This is a genomic window from Cedecea sp. B1(4), from assembly GCF_059414925.1.
Window position 1 is genome coordinate 87560 of sequence record NZ_JCAHMZ010000007.1, and the last position, 22502, is coordinate 110061.

General features: G+C 56.3%; 20 protein-coding genes. 3 read left to right on the forward strand and 17 right to left on the reverse strand.

Features of this window, described 5'->3' with window-relative positions; all coding sequences use genetic code 11:
- Positions 1-62 precede the first annotated feature (62 nt).
- From glgC to asd, 4 genes are all read right to left on the reverse strand, one after another.
- Complete coding sequence (gene glgC / locus ACR6JA_RS15735; protein WP_494494135.1) at positions 63-1346, reverse strand: glucose-1-phosphate adenylyltransferase; 1284 nt, start codon at positions 1344-1346, stop codon at positions 63-65.
- Positions 1347-1360: 14 nt separating this feature from the next.
- On the reverse strand, positions 1361-3343 hold the full coding sequence (gene glgX / locus ACR6JA_RS15740) for a glycogen debranching protein GlgX (protein ID WP_494494136.1): 1983 nt from the start codon (positions 3341-3343) through the stop codon (positions 1361-1363).
- Positions 3340-5529 (reverse strand): 1,4-alpha-glucan branching enzyme, encoded by a 2190-nt coding sequence (gene glgB, locus ACR6JA_RS15745; RefSeq protein ID WP_494494137.1) that lies wholly within the window; start codon positions 5527-5529, stop codon positions 3340-3342. Before glgB ends, glgX begins: the two co-directional genes overlap by 4 nt.
- 261 nt (positions 5530-5790) lie before the next feature.
- Positions 5791-6897, reverse strand: coding sequence for an aspartate-semialdehyde dehydrogenase (gene asd, locus ACR6JA_RS15750; protein ID WP_311888246.1), 1107 nt, complete (start codon positions 6895-6897; stop codon positions 5791-5793).
- A 174-nt stretch (positions 6898-7071) separates the two neighbouring features.
- Here asd and ACR6JA_RS15755 point away from each other — a divergent pair, with 174 nt between their 5' ends.
- On the forward strand, positions 7072-7665 hold the full coding sequence (locus ACR6JA_RS15755; RefSeq protein WP_008457909.1) for a YhgN family NAAT transporter: 594 nt from the start codon (positions 7072-7074) through the stop codon (positions 7663-7665).
- A 72-nt stretch (positions 7666-7737) separates the two neighbouring features.
- Here ACR6JA_RS15755 and ACR6JA_RS15760 read toward each other — a convergent pair whose 3' ends face one another.
- From ACR6JA_RS15760 to ACR6JA_RS15785, 6 genes are all read right to left on the reverse strand, one after another.
- On the reverse strand, positions 7738-8172 hold the full coding sequence (locus tag ACR6JA_RS15760; protein WP_494494138.1) for a hypothetical protein: 435 nt from the start codon (positions 8170-8172) through the stop codon (positions 7738-7740).
- Positions 8173-8287: 115 nt separating this feature from the next.
- The gene (gene gntU, locus ACR6JA_RS15765) at positions 8288-9628 is read right to left on the reverse strand and encodes a gluconate transporter (protein ID WP_494494139.1); all 1341 of its coding nucleotides are present in this window, start codon (positions 9626-9628) and stop codon (positions 8288-8290) included.
- Positions 9625-10158, reverse strand: a complete 534-nt coding sequence (gene gntK, locus ACR6JA_RS15770) for a gluconokinase (protein WP_008457913.1) — start codon at positions 10156-10158, stop codon at positions 9625-9627. Before gntK ends, gntU begins: the two co-directional genes overlap by 4 nt.
- 150 nt (positions 10159-10308) lie before the next feature.
- On the reverse strand, positions 10309-11304 hold the full coding sequence (gene gntR, locus ACR6JA_RS15775; protein ID WP_008457915.1) for a gluconate operon transcriptional repressor GntR: 996 nt from the start codon (positions 11302-11304) through the stop codon (positions 10309-10311).
- A gap of 93 nt (positions 11305-11397) precedes the next feature.
- Entirely contained in the window at positions 11398-12093 is a 696-nt protein-coding gene (locus ACR6JA_RS15780) for a pirin family protein (protein WP_494494140.1), read from the reverse strand.
- 123 nt (positions 12094-12216) lie between these two features.
- Positions 12217-13254: an oxidoreductase gene (locus tag ACR6JA_RS15785; RefSeq protein ID WP_213713777.1), complete on the reverse strand. Its 1038-nt coding sequence runs from the start codon at positions 13252-13254 to the stop codon at positions 12217-12219.
- A 488-nt stretch (positions 13255-13742) separates the two neighbouring features.
- Between ACR6JA_RS15785 and ACR6JA_RS15790 the strand changes: the two genes are divergently transcribed.
- On the forward strand, positions 13743-14240 hold the full coding sequence (locus tag ACR6JA_RS15790; protein ID WP_213713774.1) for a GNAT family N-acetyltransferase: 498 nt from the start codon (positions 13743-13745) through the stop codon (positions 14238-14240).
- Positions 14241-14343: 103 nt separating this feature from the next.
- Here the strand turns inward: ACR6JA_RS15790 and ggt are convergent, their stop codons facing one another.
- Positions 14344-16086, reverse strand: coding sequence for a gamma-glutamyltransferase (gene ggt, locus ACR6JA_RS15795; protein WP_494494141.1), 1743 nt, complete (start codon positions 16084-16086; stop codon positions 14344-14346).
- Between the two features lie 121 nt (positions 16087-16207).
- Between ggt and ACR6JA_RS15800 the strand changes: the two genes are divergently transcribed.
- Positions 16208-16567 (forward strand): DUF2756 family protein, encoded by a 360-nt coding sequence (locus ACR6JA_RS15800; RefSeq protein WP_008457926.1) that lies wholly within the window; start codon positions 16208-16210, stop codon positions 16565-16567.
- Between the two features lie 4 nt (positions 16568-16571).
- On the opposite strand, the gene ugpQ is transcribed toward ACR6JA_RS15800, so the two are convergent.
- The 6 genes from ugpQ to livF all read right to left on the reverse strand — a co-directional run bounded on the left by ugpQ (position 16572) and on the right by livF (position 22501).
- Entirely contained in the window at positions 16572-17312 is a 741-nt protein-coding gene (ugpQ, locus tag ACR6JA_RS15805) for a glycerophosphodiester phosphodiesterase (protein ID WP_494494142.1), read from the reverse strand.
- Positions 17309-18379 carry a sn-glycerol-3-phosphate import ATP-binding protein UgpC gene (locus ACR6JA_RS15810; RefSeq protein ID WP_008457931.1) on the reverse strand — a complete coding sequence of 357 codons (1071 nt, stop codon included), beginning with the start codon at positions 18377-18379 and terminating at the stop codon, positions 17309-17311. The genes ugpQ and ACR6JA_RS15810 overlap by 4 nt, the downstream gene beginning before the upstream one ends.
- Before the next feature lie 9 nt (positions 18380-18388).
- The gene (gene ugpE, locus ACR6JA_RS15815; protein WP_008457932.1) at positions 18389-19234 is read right to left on the reverse strand and encodes a sn-glycerol-3-phosphate ABC transporter permease UgpE; all 846 of its coding nucleotides are present in this window, start codon (positions 19232-19234) and stop codon (positions 18389-18391) included.
- On the reverse strand, positions 19231-20118 hold the full coding sequence (ugpA, locus tag ACR6JA_RS15820) for a sn-glycerol-3-phosphate ABC transporter permease UgpA (RefSeq protein WP_008457934.1): 888 nt from the start codon (positions 20116-20118) through the stop codon (positions 19231-19233). Before ugpA ends, ugpE begins: the two co-directional genes overlap by 4 nt.
- Before the next feature lie 114 nt (positions 20119-20232).
- The gene (ugpB, locus tag ACR6JA_RS15825) at positions 20233-21549 is read right to left on the reverse strand and encodes a sn-glycerol-3-phosphate ABC transporter substrate-binding protein UgpB (protein ID WP_312742240.1); all 1317 of its coding nucleotides are present in this window, start codon (positions 21547-21549) and stop codon (positions 20233-20235) included.
- A gap of 238 nt (positions 21550-21787) precedes the next feature.
- Positions 21788-22501, reverse strand: coding sequence for a high-affinity branched-chain amino acid ABC transporter ATP-binding protein LivF (gene livF / locus ACR6JA_RS15830; protein WP_085938903.1), 714 nt, complete (start codon positions 22499-22501; stop codon positions 21788-21790).
- Position 22502: the final 1 nt, after the last annotated feature.

The window sequence follows — 22502 nt, forward strand, 5'->3', positions numbered from 1 at the left end:
ACGCCGAACGATAAAATAACCGCGCACGGCATCACCGTGCACAGGCCAATCTTCTACGCGTTTCAGCCCTGCAGCTTCGCCAGCATTTCACGCGTGACCAGTACAATGCCCTCTTCAGAGCGATAAAAACGGCGTGCATCCTCTTCGGCATTTTCGCCAACTACCATGCCTTCGGGGATCACGCAGGCGCGGTCGATAATGCAGCGGCGTAATCGACAGGAGCGTCCGACAATAACGTCCGGCAGCAGGACGGATGAATCGATGTTGCAGAACGAGTTGATACGCACGCGAGGAAACAGCACCGACTGCACAACGACTGAACCAGAAATAATGCAGCCGCCGGACACCAGCGAGTTCAGCGTCATGCCGTGGCTGCCGGAGCGATCCTGAACGAATTTAGCGGGCGGCAGCGGCTCCATATGGGTGCGGATCGGCCAGGCCTGGTCATACATATCCAGTTCCGGCATCACCGAGGCCAGGTCAAGGTTCGCTTTCCAGTAGGCTTCCAGCGTGCCTACATCGCGCCAGTAAGGTTCGGCGTTAGGGTCGGACTGTACGCAGGAGAGCGGGAATGGGTGGGCGTAAGCTTCCCCCGCGCGAGTGATTTTCGGGATAATGTCTTTGCCAAAATCGTGGCTGGAGTTTTCATCCCGGTCATCTTCTTCCAGCAGCTTGAACAGGTAATCCGCATCAAAAATGTAAATGCCCATGCTGGCCAGAGACTTACTGCTGTCGTTGGGCATCGTCGGCGGGTTTTCCGGCTTCTCCACGAAATCGATAATTTTTTCGTTCGCATCCACCGCCATAACGCCAAACGCTGATGCTTCATGCACCGGCACCGGCATGCAGGCCACGGTGCAGCGTGCACCCTTTTCGACGTGATCGATCAGCATGCGCGAGTAGTCCTGCTTGTAGATGTGGTCCCCGGCCAGGATGACCACATACTCGGCGTCGTAACGGCGAATAATGTCGAGGTTCTGGGTCACGGCGTCCGCCGTGCCGCGATACCAGTTCTCACCGTGTACGCGCTGTTGGGCGGGCAGTAAATCGACAAACTCGTTCATCTCTTCGCTAAAGAAAGACCAGCCGCGCTGAATATGCTGCACCAGGGTGTGCGATTGATATTGAGTAATCACCCCAATGCGGCGAATGCCGGAGTTAATGCAGTTGGATAGCGCAAAATCAATAATGCGGAACTTGCCGCCAAAGTGAACAGCAGGCTTGGCGCGGGTCGACGTGAGATCCTTCAGTCGAGTCCCGCGGCCACCGGCCAGAATTAACGCAACGGATTTGATGGGCAGCTGGCGGGCCAACATCAGCGGATCGTTTTTCTCAAACCTAACCATGACGAACTCCTTTTTCATGACTTGTGGAACACGCAAACTCCGTGCGCGGGACCATGCCATACAACCATCACGACCGGGTTGTCCTCTCCGGCAAACGGAGGAACAGCGTGCCATTCCCCCTCAGGTAGAACGATGTCCGCAACTTCTTCGGTCGCGTTAATTGCGATAAGCCAGCGGTCGGACAGCTGGATTTGCAGGCGGTGTATGCCGTTTTGCCACTCATCGACGTTCAGGGGTTGCGCGTCTTTATTCAGCCAACGGACGCTGCCATCCCCCTCTTCCCACCAGCGGTTGGCGGTCAGCGCCGGGATAGCCTGTCGAAGCTGGAGAAGCGCCGCCGTAAAGGCCGTCAGGCCGTCATTACCCTCAGCCCAGTCAAGCCAGGTCAGCACGTTGTCCTGGCAGTAGGCATTGTTGTTGCCGTGCTGGCTGTGGCCGTGTTCATCCCCGGCAAGCAGCATCGGTGTGCCCTGCGAGAGCAGCAGCGTGGTGAGCAGGGCATGCACGCTGTCGCGCCGCCGTTCCTTGGTAATCAGGCTGGCTTCAAGCCCTTCAAACCCATAGTTGTTACTAAAATTGCTGTTGGTGCCGTCGCGGTTATCTTCGCCGTTGGCTTCGTTATGCTTCTGGTTAAAACTTACGCAATCCCGAAGCGTAAAACCATCATGGGCGGTGATTAAATTAATGCTGGTGGAAGGCAGCCTTTCGCCGTGGCGATAAACGTCGCTCGAGCCAGCAAAGCGGCAAGCAAAGCCGCCCAAAGAGAGATCCTGCTGGAGCCAGAAGCGGCGCATCCCGTCCCTGAAATGATCGTTCCATTCGGCAAACAGCGGAGGGAAATTACCGACCTGATAACCACCCTGGCCGATGTCCCAGGGCTCCGCAATCAGCTTCACCTGCGACAGGTGAGGATCGTTTTTGATTGCCTCAAACAGCGGGGCGTCCTGCCGAAATTCGGGCGTGCGCCCCATTACCGAAGCCAAATCGAACCGGAAACCGTCCACGTGAAAACTGTCGACCCAGTAGCGCAGGCAGTCGATCATCAGGGCAACCACGCCCGGCGTGCTGAGATTCAGGGTGTTCCCGCAGCCGGTCCAGTTCTGGTAATCGCCATTGTCCATTAACCAATAATAGCTACGGTTGTCGATTCCGCTCAGCGACAGGGTTGGGCCGTCCTTGTCTAGCTCCGCGCTGTGGTTCAACACAATGTCGAGGATCACTTCTATACCGGCCTGATGCAGCGCTTTGATGGCGCCACGCAGCTCGTTGGCAGCGTTGTGGGGGTTCTGGTCTATCGCGTAGTAGCTTTCAACGGCATAGAAAGCGCGAGGGTTGTAACCCCAATAGTTACTCAGCCCAAGCTGGGAAATGCGTGGCTCGGTAACAAAATGCGCCACGGGCAGCAGCTCAAGCGCCGTGATGCCCAGGCGCTTGAAGTAGTCGATCATCACAGGATGCCCCAGCGCGGCATAGGTCCCACGCAGCTCTTCCGGGATGCAGGGGTGGAGCAACGTCAGCCCGCGAACATGAGCTTCATAGATAACCGTGTTGCCCCACGGCGTTCGGAGCGGCCGGTCGTCTTCCCAGTCAAATTTCTCTCTGACCACCACGCACTTCGCCATGTGCGGGGCGCTGTCTTCAAGGTTGGGCTCATCGTAGCCGCAGTGAAAATGCGGGTGATCTTCTGCCCCGCCGACGACCACGCGAGCACAAGGATCGAGCAGCAGCTTCGCCGGGTTGAAACGGTGGCCCTGCTCAGGCGCCCAGGGGCCATGAACCCGGTAGCCGTACAGCTGCCCCGGCTTGCCATCCGGCAAATAGCCGTGCCAGATATCCCCTGAGCGCGCAGGCATGTCGTAGCGGCGCTCGTGGCCATGCTCGTCGAACAAGCACAGCTCGACCTTTTCCGCATGCACGGAATAGAGCGTGAAGTTAACGCCTTTGCCGTCGAAATACGCCCCAAAAGGAGCCGGGCTGCCTTGGGTAAGCTGCGTCATGCGTCCCCCTCGCGGATCAACCAGAGCGTGGCCAGCGGCGGGAGCGTAATACACAGCGAATGGTCGCGACCGTGGCTCGGCACCGCCTCGCTACGCACCGTGCCGCTGTTACCGGCGTTGCTGCCGTGATAGTGCATAGAGTCGGTATTCAGCTCTTCGCGCCAGCGCCCTGGCTGGTTGATGCCGAAGCGATAGTGGTAACGCGGCACCGGCGTAAAGTTGCTGGCGACAATCACTTCATTGCCCTCGGCATCACGCCGCACGAAAATAAAGACTGAATTGGCCTTATCTTCCACCACCAGCCATTCAAAGCCGTAGCCGTCAAAATCCAGCTGATGCAAGGCCGCATGACGCCGATAGGTATGATTCAGGTCGCGTACGAGGCGCTGCACGCCGTGGTGCCAGTTATCGCCGCCCTGCAGCAGGTGCCAGTCGAGGCTGCTGTCGTGGTTCCACTCTCGCCCCTGGGCAAATTCGTTGCCCATAAACAGCAGCTTTTTGCCTGGAAATGCCCACATCCAGCCGTAGTAGGCGCGAAGATTGGCAAACTTCTGCCAGGCATCTCCCGGCATACGATCAAGAATGGATTTTTTGCCGTGCACGACTTCATCGTGAGACAGCGGCAGCACAAAGTTTTCGGTGCCGTTGTACAGCATGCCGAAGGTCATTTTGTCGTGATGGTACTGGCGGTAAACCGGGTCAAGCTTCATGTAATCGAGCGTGTCGTGCATCCAGCCCAGGTTCCACTTAAACCAGAATCCCAGGCCGCCCATACTTGGTGGGCGAGAGACACCGGCAAAATCGGTGGACTCTTCCGCCATGGTCACCGCCCCAGGGGTTTGCTCGCCGATGATGCGGTTAGTGCTACGCAAAAACGCAATCGCTTCCAGGTTCTCACGCCCGCCGTGCTCATTCGGCACCCATTGGCCGCTTTCCCGGCTATAGTCGCGATAAATCATCGACGCCACGGCATCCACACGCAGGCCGTCAATGCCAAACCGCTCAATCCAGTAGAGCGCGTTGCCCACCAGATAGTTGCTGACTTCCCGACGGCCATAGTTGTAAATCAGCGTGTTCCAGTCCTGGTGGTAGCCCTCTTGCGGATTGCCGTGCTCATACAGCGCGGTGCCGTCGAACTTCGCCAGCCCGGCGTCATCCGTCGGGAAATGGCCCGGTACCCAGTCCAGCAGAACATTAAGCCCGGCTTCGTGGGCGGTTCTGATGAAATAGAGGAAGTCGTCGCGAGTACCGAAACGACGCGTCGGCGCGTAAAGCCCCTGTGGTTGATAGCCCCAGCTGCCGTCAAACGGATGCTCGTTCACCGGCAGCAGTTCAAGATGGGTAAAGCCCATCTCTTTGACATAGGGAATGAGCTGATCCGCCAGTTCGCGGTAGCTGAGCCAGAAATTATTGTCGGTGTGGCGACGCCAGGAGCCGAGATGCACCTCATAGATGGAGATGGGTTGATCAAAACCGTTAGCTTTCTGCCGCTCGGGGCTGAGCGTGGTTTTCTCCGGCAGGCCGCAAATCAGCGAGGCCGTTTCCGGGCGCATTTGCGCTTCAAAAGCATAAGGATCGGCTTTAATACGCAGCCGCCCTTCGGCGTCCAGCAATTCAAATTTATAAAGCTGGCCGTTGTGCGCCCCGGGGATAAACAGCTCCCAAATGCCGCTTTCGCGCCGCAGCCGCATCGGATGGCGGCGGCCATCCCAATAGTTAAACTGCCCCACCACGGAAACGCGACGGGCGTTGGGGGCCCACAGCAAGAAACGCGTTCCGGTCACGCCGTCCATGGTATCTGCATGCGCACCCAGCGTTTCATAAGGGCGTAAATGCGTGCCTTCTGAGAGCAGCCAGCTATCCAGCTCCTGAGTCAAAGGACCAAAACGGTAGGGATCGTCGATCAGGTTTTCCTGGCCGTGCCAGACAACGGCAAGCTGGTAGCGAAAAGCATTTTTACGGCGGGGAATCAGCCCGCAGAAGAAGCCGCGGGAATCGAGGCAGTCGAGCTGGGCGACTTTACGCCCTGTTTTAGGCTCAATAACCCACACTTCGGTGGCGTCAGGCAAGAGAGCCCGAACTTCAAGCCCGGCGTCGGTTTGGTGCATTCCCAGCAGGGAAAACGGATCGGCAAAATGACCCGCAATTAGCGCATTAATCACGTCTCTTTCCGGCAGAACAGACATGGCATTTTCCTTTTTTATGTGTCACCGATGACCCGCCCTACGCCTGCGTGCGGATACGACACTTATCATTGACCCCGACGAACGGCGCGCAACTCCTGTAAGCCAGTTCGCCCAATACTCGCCAAAACGCTTGCGCGTGCTGACTTAAGCATAGCCAACGCTTTATTAACTCCTCGTGAAATTAATTAATGAATTCCGTTGTACCTTAAATTACGGGCAAAAAAAGAGGGGCCACAAAGCCCCTCAGGTAAATAAGTGTAATTATGCGAGTGACCGCAGCATTCTGCGCAGCGGTTCGGCGGCGCCCCACAGCAGCTGGTCGCCGACGGTGAAGGCGGAAAGGTACTCCGGCCCCATGTTAAGCTTGCGCAGACGTCCAACCGGCGTCGACAGCGTGCCGGTTACCGCGGCAGGCGTCAGTTCACGCATGGTGATATCGCGGTCGTTTGGCACCACTTTCGCCCACGGGTTGTGCGCGGCCAGCAGCTCTTCCACGGTAGGAATAGACACGTCTTTTTTCAGCTTGATGGTGAACGCCTGGCTGTGGCAGCGCAGTGCGCCAACGCGCACGCACAGACCGTCAACCGGGATAACGGTAGAGGTCGCAAGAATTTTGTTGGTCTCGGCCTGGCCTTTCCACTCTTCACGGCTCTGGCCGTTGTCGAGCTGCTTGTCGATCCACGGGATCAGGCTCCCGGCCAGCGGCACGCCGAAGTTATCCACCGGCAGTTTGCCGCTGCGGCCAAGTTCGGTGACCTTACGTTCGATATCAAGAATAGCGGAAGCCGGATTTGCCAGTTCGGTAGAGACTTCGCCGTACAGCTGGCCCATTTGGTTCAGTAGCTCGCGCATATGACGCGCGCCGCCGCCGGATGCCGCCTGGTAAGTCGCCACGGAAACCCAGTCAACCAGGTCGTTGGCAAACAGGCCGCCGAGGGACATCAGCATCAGGCTGACGGTGCAGTTACCGCCGACGAAGGTTTTCACGCCTTTGTTCAGGCCTTCCTGAATAACGTGCTGGTTTACCGGGTCGAGGATAATAATCGCGTCATCTTTCATGCGTAGAGAAGAAGCTGCGTCGATCCAGTAACCCTGCCAGCCGCTTTCACGGAGCTTTGGATAGATTTCGTTGGTATAATCGCCGCCCTGGCAGGTCACGATGATATCCAGCGCCTTCAGCGCTTCCAGATCAAATGCGTCCTGCAGTGTACCGCCGGTGGTGCCGGCAAACGTAGGGGCTGCCTGCCCAAGCTGGGAAGTGGAGAAGAAAACCGGACGAATGGCGTCAAAATCGCGCTCTTCCACCATGCGTTGCATGAGTACAGAGCCGACCATACCGCGCCAGCCAATAAAACCAACATTTTTCATAGCGACTTAATCCTGCAGAGATGATTGCGTGTGTAAGCGCTGGCCGTGGGCCAGAACATCACTCCACCTTACAAAATGCAGCCAAAGTCGCAAGTGAAATTAATCAATGATATCCACCGAGTCAGAAACAAAGCTTATTACCAGAAACAACTTGCCAGATTTTGGGGAAAACAGATGACTGAAATCATATCCGCCGCGGTACTCCTGATCCTGATTATGGACCCGCTGGGTAACCTGCCGATCTTTATGTCGGTCCTAAAACACACGGAGCCGAAGCGCCGCCGGGCCATTATGATCCGCGAACTGCTTATTGCTCTGCTACTGATGCTTATCTTCCTGTTTGCCGGGGAAAAAATTCTTGGTTTCCTGAATTTACGCGCTGAAACCGTGTCGATTTCAGGCGGCATCATTCTGTTCCTGATTGCCATTAAGATGATTTTCCCAGGCCAGGAAGGCAGTTCATCCGGCCTGCCTGCGGGTGAAGAACCGTTTATCGTACCGCTGGCGATTCCGCTGGTTGCTGGCCCTTCTTTGCTGGCGACGCTGATGCTGCTTTCGCACCAGTATCCAAATCAGATGGGGCATTTAGTGGCCGCGCTGATGCTGGCCTGGGGCGGTACCGTGGCGATTCTGCTGCAGTCTTCCCTGTTCCTGCGTCTGCTGGGTGAGAAAGGGGTTAACGCCCTGGAGCGCCTGATGGGGCTGGTGCTGGTGATGATATCCACCCAGATGTTCCTGGATGGGATTCGAGCGTGGATGCGGGGGTAAGACCACCCTCACCCTCTCCCTAAAAGGGAGAGGGTACGCATCGAGTTCAGATCCTAAGCTCTTATTTCCCCCTCACGAACACATATCCCGATACGGTCCCGGCTGGCACTTTCGCAGGATGGGATGCAGACTTTCCTGCTTCAGCGTATACATGCCGCCAAAGAAGGGATCGACAATCAGCCACTCTGGCACGCCGAAGAAGATGATATTGCCGAAGAGATACCAGAGACTTAAGCGGGTTTCCAGCGGCAGCGATGTGGAGTAATACCCTTCATGCTTGAGCGTCAACGTGTAGCTTTTCTTCCCGAAGTAGCTACCGTCTGTCTTTTTAAGCGTCACGGACTGCGGCGTAACGCCCTGGGCGGCGATATCACCCTTGCCATCAAAAATCGTAAAGGCGGCACTCTTTGGCGTACTGTCGATATACACCGTGGCGTCGTTGTTGCCCACCAGCGTCGCGCAACCGGTTAGTAACGGCAATAGCAGTAAGAAGAGGAACTTTTTCATGCGGACACTCCCTGTTTGATAGGGAGTCATAGCGTCACGGGAAGAGAAAACCTTAACCCGTAAAACAAAACACCCGGCAATTGCCGGGTGTTTTTAGCGGGGATAAGACGAGAGATTAACTCAGCAGGCTGAACGCAATCATCCCGACAATCGCCCCGGTTGTGCCGAGGATGGTTTCCATCATCGTCCAGGTCTTCAGCGTCTGCGCTTCAGTTGCGCCGGTAAACTTACCGAATAGCCAGAAGCCCGCGTCGTTCACGTGGCTCACCACGATAGACCCCCCCGCGATACAAATTGACAGAGCTGCCATCTGAGCGCCGTTATAATTCAGCTGCTCGATAACCGGCATCACCAGGCCAACCGCCGTCAGACAGGCCACGGTAGCGGAACCCTGAATGATACGCACCGCCGCCGCCAGCACGAAGCAGGTAATCGCGATAGGCAGGCCCATCCCGGTCAGCGCTTCGCCCAGTGCCGGGCCCACGCCGGAGTCAACCAGCACCTGTTTGAACACGCCACCGGCACCGATAACCAGCAGGATAATGCCCGCCGGCTGCAGCGCCTGGCCGCAAATCGCCATCACTTTTTCTTTATCCATGCCCTGACGATACGCCAGGCCATAAATAGCCACCAGGCAGGCGACCAGAATCGCAGTAAACGGATGGCCGATGAATTCGAGCCATTCGTACAGCGAAGAACCCGGCGCGGTAAAGCGAGCAGCGATAGTTTTCAGGCCAACCAGCACCAGCGGCAGCAGGATCAGCGACAGGCTGAAACCGAAGGACGGCAGCTTGCCTTCACCCAGATGCGGCTCGGAAATGTCTTCCGGAATTTCCAGCGAAACAAATTTGCTGATGAAGTTCCCGAACAGCGGCCCGGCGATAATCATGCCCGGGATCGCGGCGCACAGGCCAATCAGGATCATCCAGCCAAAGTCAGCGTGCATCTGGGAGGCCAGCAGCATCGGCGCAGGCCCCGGCAGCAGGAACGCCGCAGCGGCAGCGACGCCAGCAAACAAAGGAATCACCAACTTGACCAGATTCGTTCCGGTGTGACGAGCCATTGAAAATGCCACGCTAATCAGCAGCACGATAGCCACTTCAAAGAACAACGGCAGCGCGCAAATCAGGCCGGCCAGGCCAATCGCATAGTGCGCACGGCTGTGGCCGAAGGATTTCAGCATTTTGACGGCGATCTGATCCACCGCGCCGGTTTCATGCAGGATTTTACCGAACATGGCACCCAGGGCGACCACAATCGCCAGGAAGCCCAGCGTCCCGCCCATGCCTTTCTGCATGGTGTCGGCGATTTTTTCGAGCGGCATGCCGGAGAAAAGCCCGGCACCAATAGAAACCACCATCAAAGCCACGAAGGCGTGCATACGCGCCTTCATCACTAAAAACAGCAGGAGCAGCACGGAGCCGACCGCGGTTAAAACAAGCGTTAATGTACTCACTCTGCGCTGCCTTGGTTGATCAATGCGAGGGTGCTGGCGACGACACCGTCCAGCGGCTGGTCGATATCGACGATCAGCACATCTTTTTCATCCGCCTGCGGTTCTTGCAGGGTTTCGAATTGGGTCACCAGCATCTGGGTTTTAAAGAAGTGGCCTTTCCGCGCCTTCAGACGGTTTTCGATCACTTCAAAATCACCTTTCATATAGATGAAGGAGAGGTTCGGGTTACCGTCACGCAGCAGGTCGCGATAGTGCTTTTTCAGCGCCGAGCAGACGATCAGCGAAACCTTGTTGGTGCGCTGCATCGCAAACGCGGCGTCGTTCAGCGCTTTCAGCCACGGGGTACGGTCGTCGTCGTTCAGCGGCTCGCCGGAGGCCATTTTCAGGATGTTGCTGCGGGGGTGCAGGAAGTCGCCGTCAAGAAACGCGGCGTTCAGCTGATGGGCAACTTCGCTGGCAACGGCGGATTTACCGCTGCCGGAGACGCCCATCAGGACGTAAATGTGGTGGTCGTGGTTAGTAGTGCTCATGATGGCTCCGACTCTGACACAAAGCAATGCGCCTGGTTTTGTTACGGGTAACTGTTACCGATAACATTTTCCGGCCTGGCTGAGCAATAAGCAATAACCATTAGCTTGCAAAGTGTATAAGTGTGAACTACATCAAATAAAAAATTTGGCCTAGATCGAGCCACCAGGCGACAACGTAAAGCCTAAATCCAGCATCTTCGGGGTAATGATTTCACCACGAATACGCGCCAGCAAACGCTCTGCGCCGATACGCCCCATGCGCTCTCGCGGGGTCAGCACGCTCGCCAGACGCGGCTCCATCACCTGCCCAATATCGTGGCCGTGGAAACCGGCAATCGCCATATCTTCCGGGATACGCAGCCCCTGGCGCTGGCATTCAAAGGCCGCACCAATCGCTAAGTCATCGTTGGTGCAGAAGATGCTGTCGAGCTGCGGATATTCGCGTTTTGCCTGGCGCAGCAGTTCAATGCCGGTGGAATAAGACGAGGAGTTTTCAATCATCACGCTGTACGGCGTCAGCCCGGCGTCAAGCATCGCCTGCTCATAGCCTTTTTGCTTGATGAGGGTACGTTCATCGAGGCGCGCACCGAGGTAGGCCACATGTTTATGGCCACGAGCAATAATGCTGGCCGTCATTTGACGAGCCGCCTCGAAGTTATCAAAACCTACGGCGATATCCAGGCAAGGAGAAACGCTGTCCATCAGCTCCACCACCGGAATACCGGCAACTTCAATCATTTTAAGCGTTCTGGGCGTGTGGTTGCGCTCGGTCAGGATCAGGCCGTCGATATTCCAGGACAGCATGGATTCCAGACGCTCCTGCTCCAGTTCCGGCTTATAGCCGTAGTGAGCCAGCATGGTCTGGTAACCGTGGGCATCGATGACGTTTTCAATGCCGCGCAGCACTTCGGCGAACACCTGGTTGGTCAGGGAAGGCAGCAGAACGCCAATGGCCCGGCTGGTTGAATTAGAAAGGATATCCGGCGCACGATTCGGGATATAGCCCAGTTCATCTAACGCGGCGGCAATTTTAACCTGCAGCGCGGCAGACACCTGATCTGGGTTGCGTAAGAAACGGCTGACCGTCATTTTAGTCACCCCAACGCGATCTGCAACATCCTGTAGTACCGGTCTTTTCTTTTTCATTGTCCTGCGCGACTTGTGAGTTTCGACAGCCGAGTTTAGCACGGACAAAAGAAAACCCGCCCCTTTTTCAGGGGCAGGTTGTGACGGGTAACGTTATACCGGCGGCAGGTCGAACAGCAGGATCTCGCTCGCCTCGCTGGCGTGAACGGAAATCGCTTGTTCATCCCAGACCGCGACCGCGTCGCTGGTTTTTGCCTGCGTACCGTTAATGGACACGTCGCCTTTTACGACCTGGATCCAAACACGGCGGTCGGCCGGAATTTGATAAACCGACTGCTCATCTTTGGCCAGCGCCCAGCGGGACAGCTCCATATCCTGGTAAACTTTCAGCGAACCGTCGCGAGCATCCGGGGAAAGCACCAGTTGGCGCCCCTGAGGCGCATCAAAACGGCGCTGATCGTAGCGCGGCGTAATCCCGGTTTTTTCTGGAATGATCCAAATCTGGTACAGCCGCAGCGGTTCGGTCTGGCTGGCGTTGTACTCAGAGTGGCGGATCCCGGTCCCGGCGCTCATGATCTGGAACTCACCCGCAGGCACGCGTTCTTTGTTGCCCATGCTGTCCTGGTGCTCAACCGCGCCTTCCAGCACATAGGTCAGAATTTCCATGTCTTTGTGCGGATGGGTCCCAAAGCCCTGGCCTGCGTCGATCACGTCTTCGTTAATGACCCGCAGCGCCGAGAAGCCCATAAAGTTGGCGTCATAATAGTCGGCAAAAGAGAAGGTATGCCAGCTGTCCAGCCAGCCGTGGTTCGCATGGCCGCGGTCCTGTGCTTTTCTTAAGTAGATCATGGTATGTCCTCCGCAATTCGTTTGATGGGATAAGTGTGGACCCATTTCGCGGAGGATCATAGAGGGTGAAAATTGACTCCTCTGTTCAAAAAAAGTGAACGAGTTGGAGGCGTCAAAAAGTTATCAGGCGAGGCTTACTGTCGCAGGAGAAGGCTGTTCAAAACCGCGCTCGAGGATTTCCAGATTGGTGAGAGCTTCAATTTCTCTGACGTAGTTAGGCTTGCCGCCGATCAGCGTGTCGTACAGCGCATCATAGACGCGGCCATAGTCGCCCACTTCCGGTTTCCACTCTTCGCGCACCGTTTCCCCGGCTCCGTTAACGTACTCCAGCGTCGCTACGCTGCTGTCGGCCCCGAACCCTGGCTCACCAGGCATGATGTACGCTTTGAGACTGGTTTCCTGCTGATCGATGCCGTACTTCACGAACGAGCCTTTGGTACCGTGCACGATAAATTTCGGGTAATCGATTTTCACCAGATGGCTGGTTTTCACGATCGCTTTTAGGTCGCCGTAGAACAGCTGGGCTTCAAAGGTATCGTCCGGATTAGCTTTGTTGCGCAGGCTGCGGATGTCATAGGCGACGTGGTCCGGGCGACCAAACAGGGAGATGATTTGGTCCATGGTGTGCACGCCCAGGCCGTAGAAAGCGCCGTCCGCCGGTTTACCAGGATTCGCAGGCGCATCCGGGCGATACATATCGAAGTGGCTTTCAATTTCCACAATCTTGCCGAGCTTGCCGCTCTCAATGGCTTTTTTCATCGTCAGGAAGCAGGCGTCAAAGCGACGGTTCTGATAAGGCGTGACAATCAGGCCCTTCTCTTTTGCCAGCGCAAACAGCTCGCGCGCTTCGGCAAGCGTCGGGGTGAAAGGTTTTTCCACGAGCACGTTTTTACCCGCTTCGAGCGCTTTTTTCGCGTACTCAAAATGGCTGTCAACGTGGGTGCAAATCACCACCAGTTTGACCAACGGGTCATTGAGAATGTCATCGAGCTGGCTGGTGAAGTGAATGCCCGCGTACTGCGGCTGTTGTTCCAGCTCCGGCTTTTCTCTGCGGCGGAAGATATGGGCCACGTTGAGTTTGTCTTTACGAACCAGAACGAACGGCAGGTGATAGCGGGTGGTACTTTTACCAAAGCCGATGAAGGCACAGTGCAGAGTCATTTCATTGTCCTTTTTGATTTGAGCTGCCTGTACCTTACTGCAAAGCCGCGCCACGTTATAGCCGCAGACTTCAAACCATCTTTAATTTTAAAGGTCGGGCGTAGCCAACGCGGCTACGACTTCAAATAAGAAGGGCACCAGGTTTTGCCCAAATTAGTTGGAGCTGTTGCAAGGCGGCAAAGGAAGGTATCCCGATGAGCTTACTTCGGTAAGTGATTCGGGTAACTGAGTGCAGCCAACGCCGCTACGGGTTCAAATAAGAAGGGCAAAAAAAAAGCCAGCACCCGGCTGGCTAAAGTAATACTGGAAGCAATGTGAGCAATGTCGTGCTTTCAGGATGTCTCCGTAGGGGTCTCCCCTGAACGCATGGCAATAATAATCATTATCATTCGCACTTGTAAAGCGTTTTTTGAAAAAAATAGCGTTGACTTGTTGTTCAAAGTCAATGATGTTTAAAAGGTTTTCTATAACTCATTGAGGAGAAAAGGATGAAATCAGTTGTTGTGCGTCACGCCGAACCTGCCGATGCGGAAGCTTTACAGAAAATGTATGCCCATCCGGCGCTTTACCGCGACACGCTGCAGCTACCTCATCCTCCTCTAAAAGCCTGGCATGACCGCATTACCGACCCCAGACCGGGGAGCCGACATCTGGTGGCATGCATCGACGATGAGATTGTGGGGCAGCTAACGCTGATGGTGGAGCAGTCTCCGCGCCGCAGCCACGTCGCCACTTTCGGCATGGGCGTGCATTACGATCATCAGGGGAAAGGCATCGCTTCGGCTTTGCTTAAGGAAATGGTTGGCTTGTGCGATAACTGGCTGCGCATCGAGCGCATCGAGCTGACGGTGTATACCGATAACGCGGCTGCGCTGGCGGTGTACCGCAAGTTTGGCTTCGAGGTGGAAGGCACCGGAAAGCGCTTTGCGCTGCGCGACGGCGAGTATGTGGATGCGTATTTTATGGCGCGTTTTAAGCCGGAGTGATTTTTACCCTCACCCTAACCCTCTCCCAGAAAAGGAGAGGGGATAAATCAATATTTCATGTCATTTTCTCCCCCACGGGGAGAGGGCCGGGATGAGGGGGCAATCAATACCCCGCGGTTAAATCATCCACCGAACGTGGATCAGACGCGCCATAAAGCTTGCCGTCCGGCGCAATCATAATACTTTGCGTGCTGCCCATCGCAGCCTTCACCTGGACATTTTGCCCCTTATCTTTCAGCAACCTGAGCGTATCCGGGCTAAAGCCTTTCTCCACCCGCAGCTCGTCCGGCAGCCACTGGTGATGGAAGCGCGGCGCGTTGGTCGCTTCTGCCACATTCATGCCAAAATCGATGCTGTTGACCACCATTTGTAGCACGGTGGTGATAATTCGGCTCCCGCCTGGGCTGCCCGTGACCAGCCAAGTTTTCCCGTCCTTCACCACGATGGTTGGCGACATAGAAGATAGCGGGCGCTTGTGCGGCCCCACGGCATTGGCTTCCCCACCGACCAGACCGTACACGTTCGGCACGCCCGGTTTAGCGGAGAAATCATCCATCTGGTTGTTCATCAGAATACCGGTATTCCCGGCCACGATCCCGGTGCCGAAGGTAGTATTCAGCGTATAAGTCACCGCCACGGCGTTACCGTCTTTATCCACCACGGAGAAATGCGTGGTCTGGTTACTTTCATACGGGGCCAGGTTACCCGGCTTGATTTCGCTCGACGGCCGAGCCTTGTTGATATCAATTTTCTCCGCCAGCGATTTCGCATAAGCCTTGCTGGTCAGCGCCTGCCACGGCACCTTCACAAAGTCCGGATCGCCGAGGTATTCAGAGCGGTCGGCGTAGGCGTATTTTTCCGCCTCGGCCATGATTTGCAGGGTGTCCGCGCTGCCAAAACCGTATTTCGCCAGATCGAAATTTTCGAGAATATTGAGGATCTGCACGATGTGGATCCCGCCGGAAGATGGTGGCGGCATGGAATAGACTTCGTAGCCACGGTATTCCCCGCTGACGGGCTTACGCTCAATGGCTTTGTAATTGGCCAAATCCGCCTTGCTTATCAGCCCGCCGTTCTTCGCCATCTCTTCGCTAATCTGGTCGGCAATCACCCCCTTGTAGAAGGCATCCGGCCCCTGCTCGGCAATCATCTCCAGGCTTTTCGCCAGGTTGGCCTGCACCAGCCTGTCACCTTTCTGCAGCGGCTCTCCGTCCGCTTTCCAGAAGATAGCCTTGCTGTTGGCGTGATTCGGGATCACTTCCGCCCCGTACTGTTTCAGATCGTCCGCCAGCGCATCGTTCACAATGATGCCGTCTCGTGCCAGTTTGATAGCCGGCTGCACGACTTTATTTAGCGGCAGGGTGCCGTACTTTTCCAGCGCCAGGCTAAAGCCTGCCACTGTACCCGGGGTGCCGGAAGCCAGGTGCGAGGTCAGAGACTTCTTGCTGTCCGCATTGCCTTTATCGTCGAGGAACATATCCCGGCTGGCTTTTTCCGGCGCCATTTCCCGGAAGTCTATCGCGGTTGTTTTGCCGTCTTTGGTGCGCAGCATCATAAAACCACCGCCGCCGATATTGCCCGCCTGCGGGTGCGTGACCGCAAGGGCATAACCCACGGCGACCGCGGCATCTACCGCATTACCGCCCTGCTTTAAAATATCGACGCCCACCTGAGTCGCCGCTGCGTCCACCGAAGCCACCATGCCGTGCTCCGCGCGCACCGGATGGTAAACGTCCATTTCCACGCCATAAGAGACTGGCGGAGGAGCGGCTATAACCGTCAAACACAGCCCGATTGTCAGGGCTGGAATCGCTACCCAGCGTAAAGTTTTCCACTGCTTTATCATCGTTATATCCTCATTTACCCGGGGAAAGTCCCCGCTTAAGCCTGGTTCACAAATCCGAAATAATCACCGTGATAAAGGAAACGGAGTAAACTTAAGCAACCCCTGATGGGAGGAGATAACGATGAAAAAGGTATGGCTTCTGGCAGCCTTGCTGCCGCTAACCGCGCTCGCACAGCCGCTCAACACGACCAACAACCCTAACCTGCCGGTCTATCAGAACCCGAGCCAACAGCGGATGCTGACACAGATGCAAACGCAGCAGTCTCAGCAGCAGGGGATGTTAAAGCAGCAGATACAATCGCAAAATCAGCTTCAACAACAGCAGCTTCAGACGCAGTTGAACAATAATCAGCAGCGTGTCCTGCAGTCGCAGCCGGGCATGAACCCGCTGCCGAACACCAATGGTGGGATGCTAAGAGGAAATAACGGCGGCATGTTGAAGCCAAACAGTTCAACGCTGCCGCCGCCAGTCACGCCGTAAGGCGTTATGCGGAGAAGTCCGGGCCTATCTCGTCGATGCGGTCGGTACAGATGGCATCGACGCCCCACTGCAGCAGCACGGCCGCGCGGTGGGGAACGTTCACGGTATAAACCAGAATATACAGTCCAGCGGCTTTCAATGCCTTTACCCGAGCCTCATCAAGCAGTTGATGATTCAGGTGAATAGACACGCACTGTAACCGGGTCGTCAGTTCCTGCCAGTCATCACGCCATTCATCCAGCAGCAGACCGCGAGGCAGTTCGGGGGCCGCAAGCTGTGCGGCTTCCAGAGCGTCAATCTCAAAAGAAGAAAGCAGCGGTACGGTTTGCCCGGCCCATAGCTCACGAGCAGCCAGCGCAACCACTTTGCCGGTTTCGATTTCCAGACCGGTGGTTGGCTTGATCTCAATGTTGGCCATCATGCCGTGCTGTTTACAGCGTTCAGCCACCTGAGAAAGCAGCGGCAGCGGCTCGCCCGCATATTCACGGCTGAACCAGCTTCCCGCGTCAACTTTCAGCAGCTTGTCCCAGGTCAGTTCGCCGGCAACACCCCAACCGTTGCTGGTGCGCTCGAGCGTGTCGTCGTGGAGCAGGAAGATTTGCCGGTCGCGCGAGAGCTTGGCGTCAAACTCAATCATGGTGTGGCCGTAACGCGCCCCGACGTCGATTGCCGCGAGGGTGTTTTCCGGCGCAAGTTTACCGCCGCCACGGTGGGCGACGATTTTTGGGTAAGGCCAGTTGCTCATAAACGTTGTCCGTTTTTGCCATCAAAGAAGTGCAGATGTTCTTCTGGCAGATGCACCCAAAGCGTGGTGCCCGGCTGCGGGCGTTCCTGATGCCCAAGGCGAATCACCACTTTTTGACCGCCCCAGCGGCCGTGAACCAGGTTATCAGCCCCCAGCATTTCAAGGGTTTCCACCACAATCGGGATGCCACCTGCAGCCTGTGAGCTTAGCGCAATATGTTCCGGGCGGATACCCAGCGTCATTGGCCGGCCAACCCACTGCAGACGCTGGCTGCCGGTCGGCAACGCATCACCGCCGTCCAGCTCAAAGCGTGAGCCGTCGATGCTGATGTTGCCATCCAGCAGGTTCATCGCCGGAGAGCCAATAAAGCTTGCCACAAAGCGGCTCGCCGGGCGCTCGTAAACCTCGACTGGCGTACCAATCTGCTCCGCCACGCCTTTGTTCATCACCATCACGCGTTGGGCAAGGGTCATGGCCTCAACCTGGTCGTGCGTCACGTACAGGCTGGTGGTTTTCAGGCGGCGATGAAGCTGTTGAAGCTCAAGGCGCATCTGTACGCGCAGCTTGGCATCAAGGTTGGATAGCGGTTCGTCAAACAGGAATACCGCCGGATCGCGCACGATGGCGCGGCCCATGGCAACGCGCTGGCGCTGGCCGCCAGATAGTTCGCGCGGGCGGCGAGTTAACAGTGCGTCCAGTTCCAGAATACGGGCGGCTTCCAGCACTTTCTGGCGGATCTGTTCTTTGCCCAGACCGCGAATTTTCAGGCCCCAGGCCATGTTCTCTTCCACCGTCATGTGCGGATAGAGCGCATAGTTCTGGAACACCATGGCGATGCCACGCTCTTTGGGCTCCATGTCGGTGACGCGCTGGCTGTCGATCCAGATATCCCCGCTGGTCACCTGCTCCAGCCCGGCGACCATACGCAACAGCGTCGATTTCCCGCAGCCAGAAGGCCCGACCATCACGATGAATTCACCATCCGCAACGTCCACTGTCAGCGGCTGAATCACCTGGGTTTTACCGTCCCAGCTCTTGGTTACTGCCTGTAATTTTAAACCAGCCATGAAAGGTTCCTACTTCTCGCTATCAACCAGACCACGCACAAAGGCGCGCTGCATAACTAAAACAATAACAACCGGTGGAACAAGCGTGAGCAGCATCGCTGCCATCACCTGGTTCCACTGCGTCACGCCATCACCGCTGGCAATCATGCTCTTGATACCCGCCACGGCGGTGCCCAGATCGGCATCGGTGATTATCAGCAGCGGCCAGAGATACTGGTTCCAGCCATAGATAAAGGTGATAACGAACAGCGCCGCCAGGTTGGTTTTGGACAGCGGCAGCACGATGTCAAAGAAAAAGCGCATCGGCGAGGCGCCGTCGATGCGGGCCGCTTCCATCAGCTCGTCTGGCAGCGTCATAAAAAACTGGCGAAACAGGAACGTAGCCGTAGCAGACGCCATCAGCGGCAGCGTCAGGCCGGTGTAGCTGTCGAGCATTTTCAGGTTAGAGATAACCTCAACCGTCGGGAAAATACGCACTTCGACCGGCAGCATCAGGGTGATAAAAATCATCCAGAAGAACAGGTTACGCAGCGGGAAACGGAACCAGACGATGGCGAAAGCCGACAGCATCGACACGGCGATTTTGCCGATGGTGATCACCAGCGCCATCACCGTGCTGTTAAACAGCATCCGGCCGAACGGGGCGCTGTTGACCGCCACGCCGTTGGTCCAGATGTAGCTGATGTTTTCCCACAGGTGAGTACCGGGGATCAGCGTCATCGGCGTATCGAAGACGGCTTTGTTGTCCAGCGTCGCGGCAACAAATGCCACGTACAGCGGGAACAGAATGACGATGATGCCCAGAATCAGCATGGTGTGGCTGAAGATAGTCAGCCCGCGACGGTTCTCAATCATTGGTAGCGCACCTTACGTTCAACGAAGCGGAACTGAACCACCGTCAGGACAATCACCAGCAGCATCAGCACCACGGATTGCGCCGCCGAGGAAGAGAGATCCAGCCCGGTAAACCCTTCGCGATAAATCTTGTAGATAAGCGTGGTGGTTGCCTGCACCGGGCCACCGCCGGTTGCCGCGTCGATCACCGGGAAGGTGTCGAAGAAGGCATACACCAGGTTCACCACCAGCAGGAAGAAGCTCACCGGGGCAATCAGCGGCAGCGAGATAAAGAAGAAGCGGCGCACGGGGCCAGCTCCGTCAATGGCTGCGGCTTCCACCAGCGAACGCGGAATCGACTGCAAAGCGGCAAAGAAGAACAGGAAGTTGTAGCTAATCTGTTTCCACACGGACGCGAACACGACCAGGAACATGGCCTGCCCGCTGTTCTGCGCGTGGTTCCAGTTGTAGCCAAACTCTTCCAGCGTGTGGGTAATCAGCCCGCGCCCTGGGTTGAACAGGAAAATCCACAGCACCGCGGCAATGGCGGGTGCAACGGCATAGGGCAGCAGCATCAGCGTTTGATAAAAACGGCTGCCGCGCACCACATAATCCACCAGCGCGGCGAAGAACAGCGAAGCCAGAAGCCCGCAGCCCGCCACCAGGCCACTGAAGATCATGGTGGTGTAGAAAGAATCCAGATAGTAGCTATCGTGGAAAAGCTGCACGAAGTTATCCAGGCCAACGAAATGGCTGGACAGACCAAACGGGTCAAGGTTTTGCAGCGAGTACCAGAGGGCTTCGCCCGCCGGCCAGATAAAGAAAATGACGGTGATGATCAGCTGCGGCAGAACCAGCGCATAAGGTAGCCAACTTGAACGGAACACCGGGCGAGATGATGACATAGGGTTACTCGGTTAATGTTAGAACAGCGATGCTTTGCCCCTTAGCACAACGCTCTCCTGTGACAGAGAGCGCGGTACTCTGTCCCCTCCCTTTGGGGGGGACGAGGGTAGAACTTAAGACTTGGTAGACTGCTCGAAGCGGCGCAGCAGCTGGTTACCACGCTCAACGGAAGCGTCCAGCGCCTGCTGTGGCGTTTTCTTACCGGTCCAAACGGATTCCAGCTCTTCGTCAACCACGGTACGAATCTGCGGCATGTTGCCCAGACGCAGACCTTTGGTGAACGGCAACGGTGGCTTGTTCAGCATCTGGCGAGTTGCGGTGTCCGCACCCGGGTTCTTGTCGTAGAAGCCTTCTTTACGAGTCAGCTCGTAAGCGGCGGTGGTGATTGGCAGGTAGCCGGTTTTCTGGTGCCATTCAGCGGCGATTTCTGGTTTAGCCAGGAACTGCATGAACTCGGCCACACCGGTGTAGGTTGGCTTGTCTTTGCCCTGCATAACCCACAGGCTTGCCCCGCCGATGATGGCGTTCTGTGGCGCGCCTTTCACGTCTGCGTCGTAAGGCATCATGCCTACGCCGTAGTTGAATTTCGCGTACTGACGGATGTCAGCCAGGGAGCCGGAAGACGCGGTAGTGATCGCGCAGTCACCGTTGTAGAACTTCTCGGTAGACTCATCTTTACGGCCGAAGTAGGTGAAGTCACCCTTCTTGTTCATCTCTTCCAGCAGGGCAATGTGTTTCACCTGCTCAGGTTTGTTGAACTCCAGCACGGCATCAGTGCCGTCAAAGCCGTTGTTTTTGGTAGCGAACGGCAGGCCGTGCCAGGCGCTGAAGTTCTCCAACTGGATCCAGCCCTGCCAGCCGCTGGCGTAGCCACACTTCATGCCCGCTGCACGCAGTTTGGCACTGTATGCCGCCACGTCCTGCCAGGTTTTAGGTGGCTGATCCGGGTTCAGACCGGCTTTCTTGAAAGCGTCTTTGTTGTAGTACAGCACCGGGGTGGAGCTGTTGAAAGGCTGGGACAGCAGGTGGCCCGTTTTAGAGTCGGTGTAGTACCCGGCCACGGTCGGGACAAACTGAGATTCGTCGAAGTTGATGCCAGCGTCTTTAAACACTTCGTAGACCGGTTTGATAGCCTTGGAAGCCATCATGGTCGCGGTGCCAACTTCATATACCTGCAGGATGGCCGGGGCGTTACCGGAACGGTATGCCGCGATACCCGCCGCCAGGCTTTGATCGTAGTTGCCTTTATAAACCGGCACAATTTTGTAATCAGGGTGCGTTTCATTGAAACGGTTTGCCAGAGAATCCACTTCTTTACCCAGTTCCCCGTCCATTGAATGCCAGAAAGGAATCGTGGTAACGGCCATCGCCTGGGAGGCAAATGCCAGACCAAGCGTCAGCGCTAAAGCTGTGTGTCGTAACGATGTCATTCGGTTATCTCTCTTGTTGTGCCGGATGCGCGAAATCACGCGTTTTATGCTCGCGAGGTAACATGACACGCTCGAATGACAGAAAAATAACGGTTGGATGACAGAATAGTTACAGCGGAGTGAATGAAATGTTTCTTTGTCGACGGGAGATATATTTTTCTTTTCCCGCACTTTACCGTTCCCTGTGGGGGAAAGTGCAAACAAAAAAACGGCAACCGAAGTTGCCGTTTTACTTTTATTAGCCGCCTAAGTAAGCGCTGCGCACCGCTTCGTTCGCCAGCAGCGCATCGCCGGTATCTTCCAGCACGACATGGCCGTTTTCCAGCACGTAGCCCCGGTCAGCCAGCTTCAGCGCCTGGTTGGCGTTCTGCTCCACGAGGAAGATGGTCATCCCTTCGCTACGTAGCTGCTCAATGGTGTCGAAGATTTGCTGGATGATGATAGGTGCCAGACCCAGCGACGGTTCATCTAACAATAACAGACGCGGCTGGCTCATGAGTGCGCGGCCTATCGCCAGCATCTGCTGCTCACCGCCGGACATGGTGCCCGCCCGCTGGATGCGGCGTTCGTGCAGGCGCGGGAACAGATCGTAGACGCGCTTAATACGCGACTGGAACTGGTCACGTTCGGCAAAAAAGCCGCCCATCGCCAGATTCTCTTCCACCGTCATGCGGGAGAAAACGCGGCGCCCTTCCGGCACAATCGCCACGGCCTCACGCATGATGCGTGCGGTGTGCCAGTCTGTAATATCTTTGCCATCAAACACGATGCGGCCGCTGGTCGCGCGCGGGTCGCCGCAAAGCGTGCCAAGCAGCGTCGTTTTACCTGCGCCGTTAGCGCCGATGAGCGTAACAATTTCGCCCTGTTTAATATGCAGACTGACGTCGTGCAGCGCCTGGATTTTGCCGTAGTGGGCGCTCACCTTGTCAAACGACAGCATTACATTTTCCATC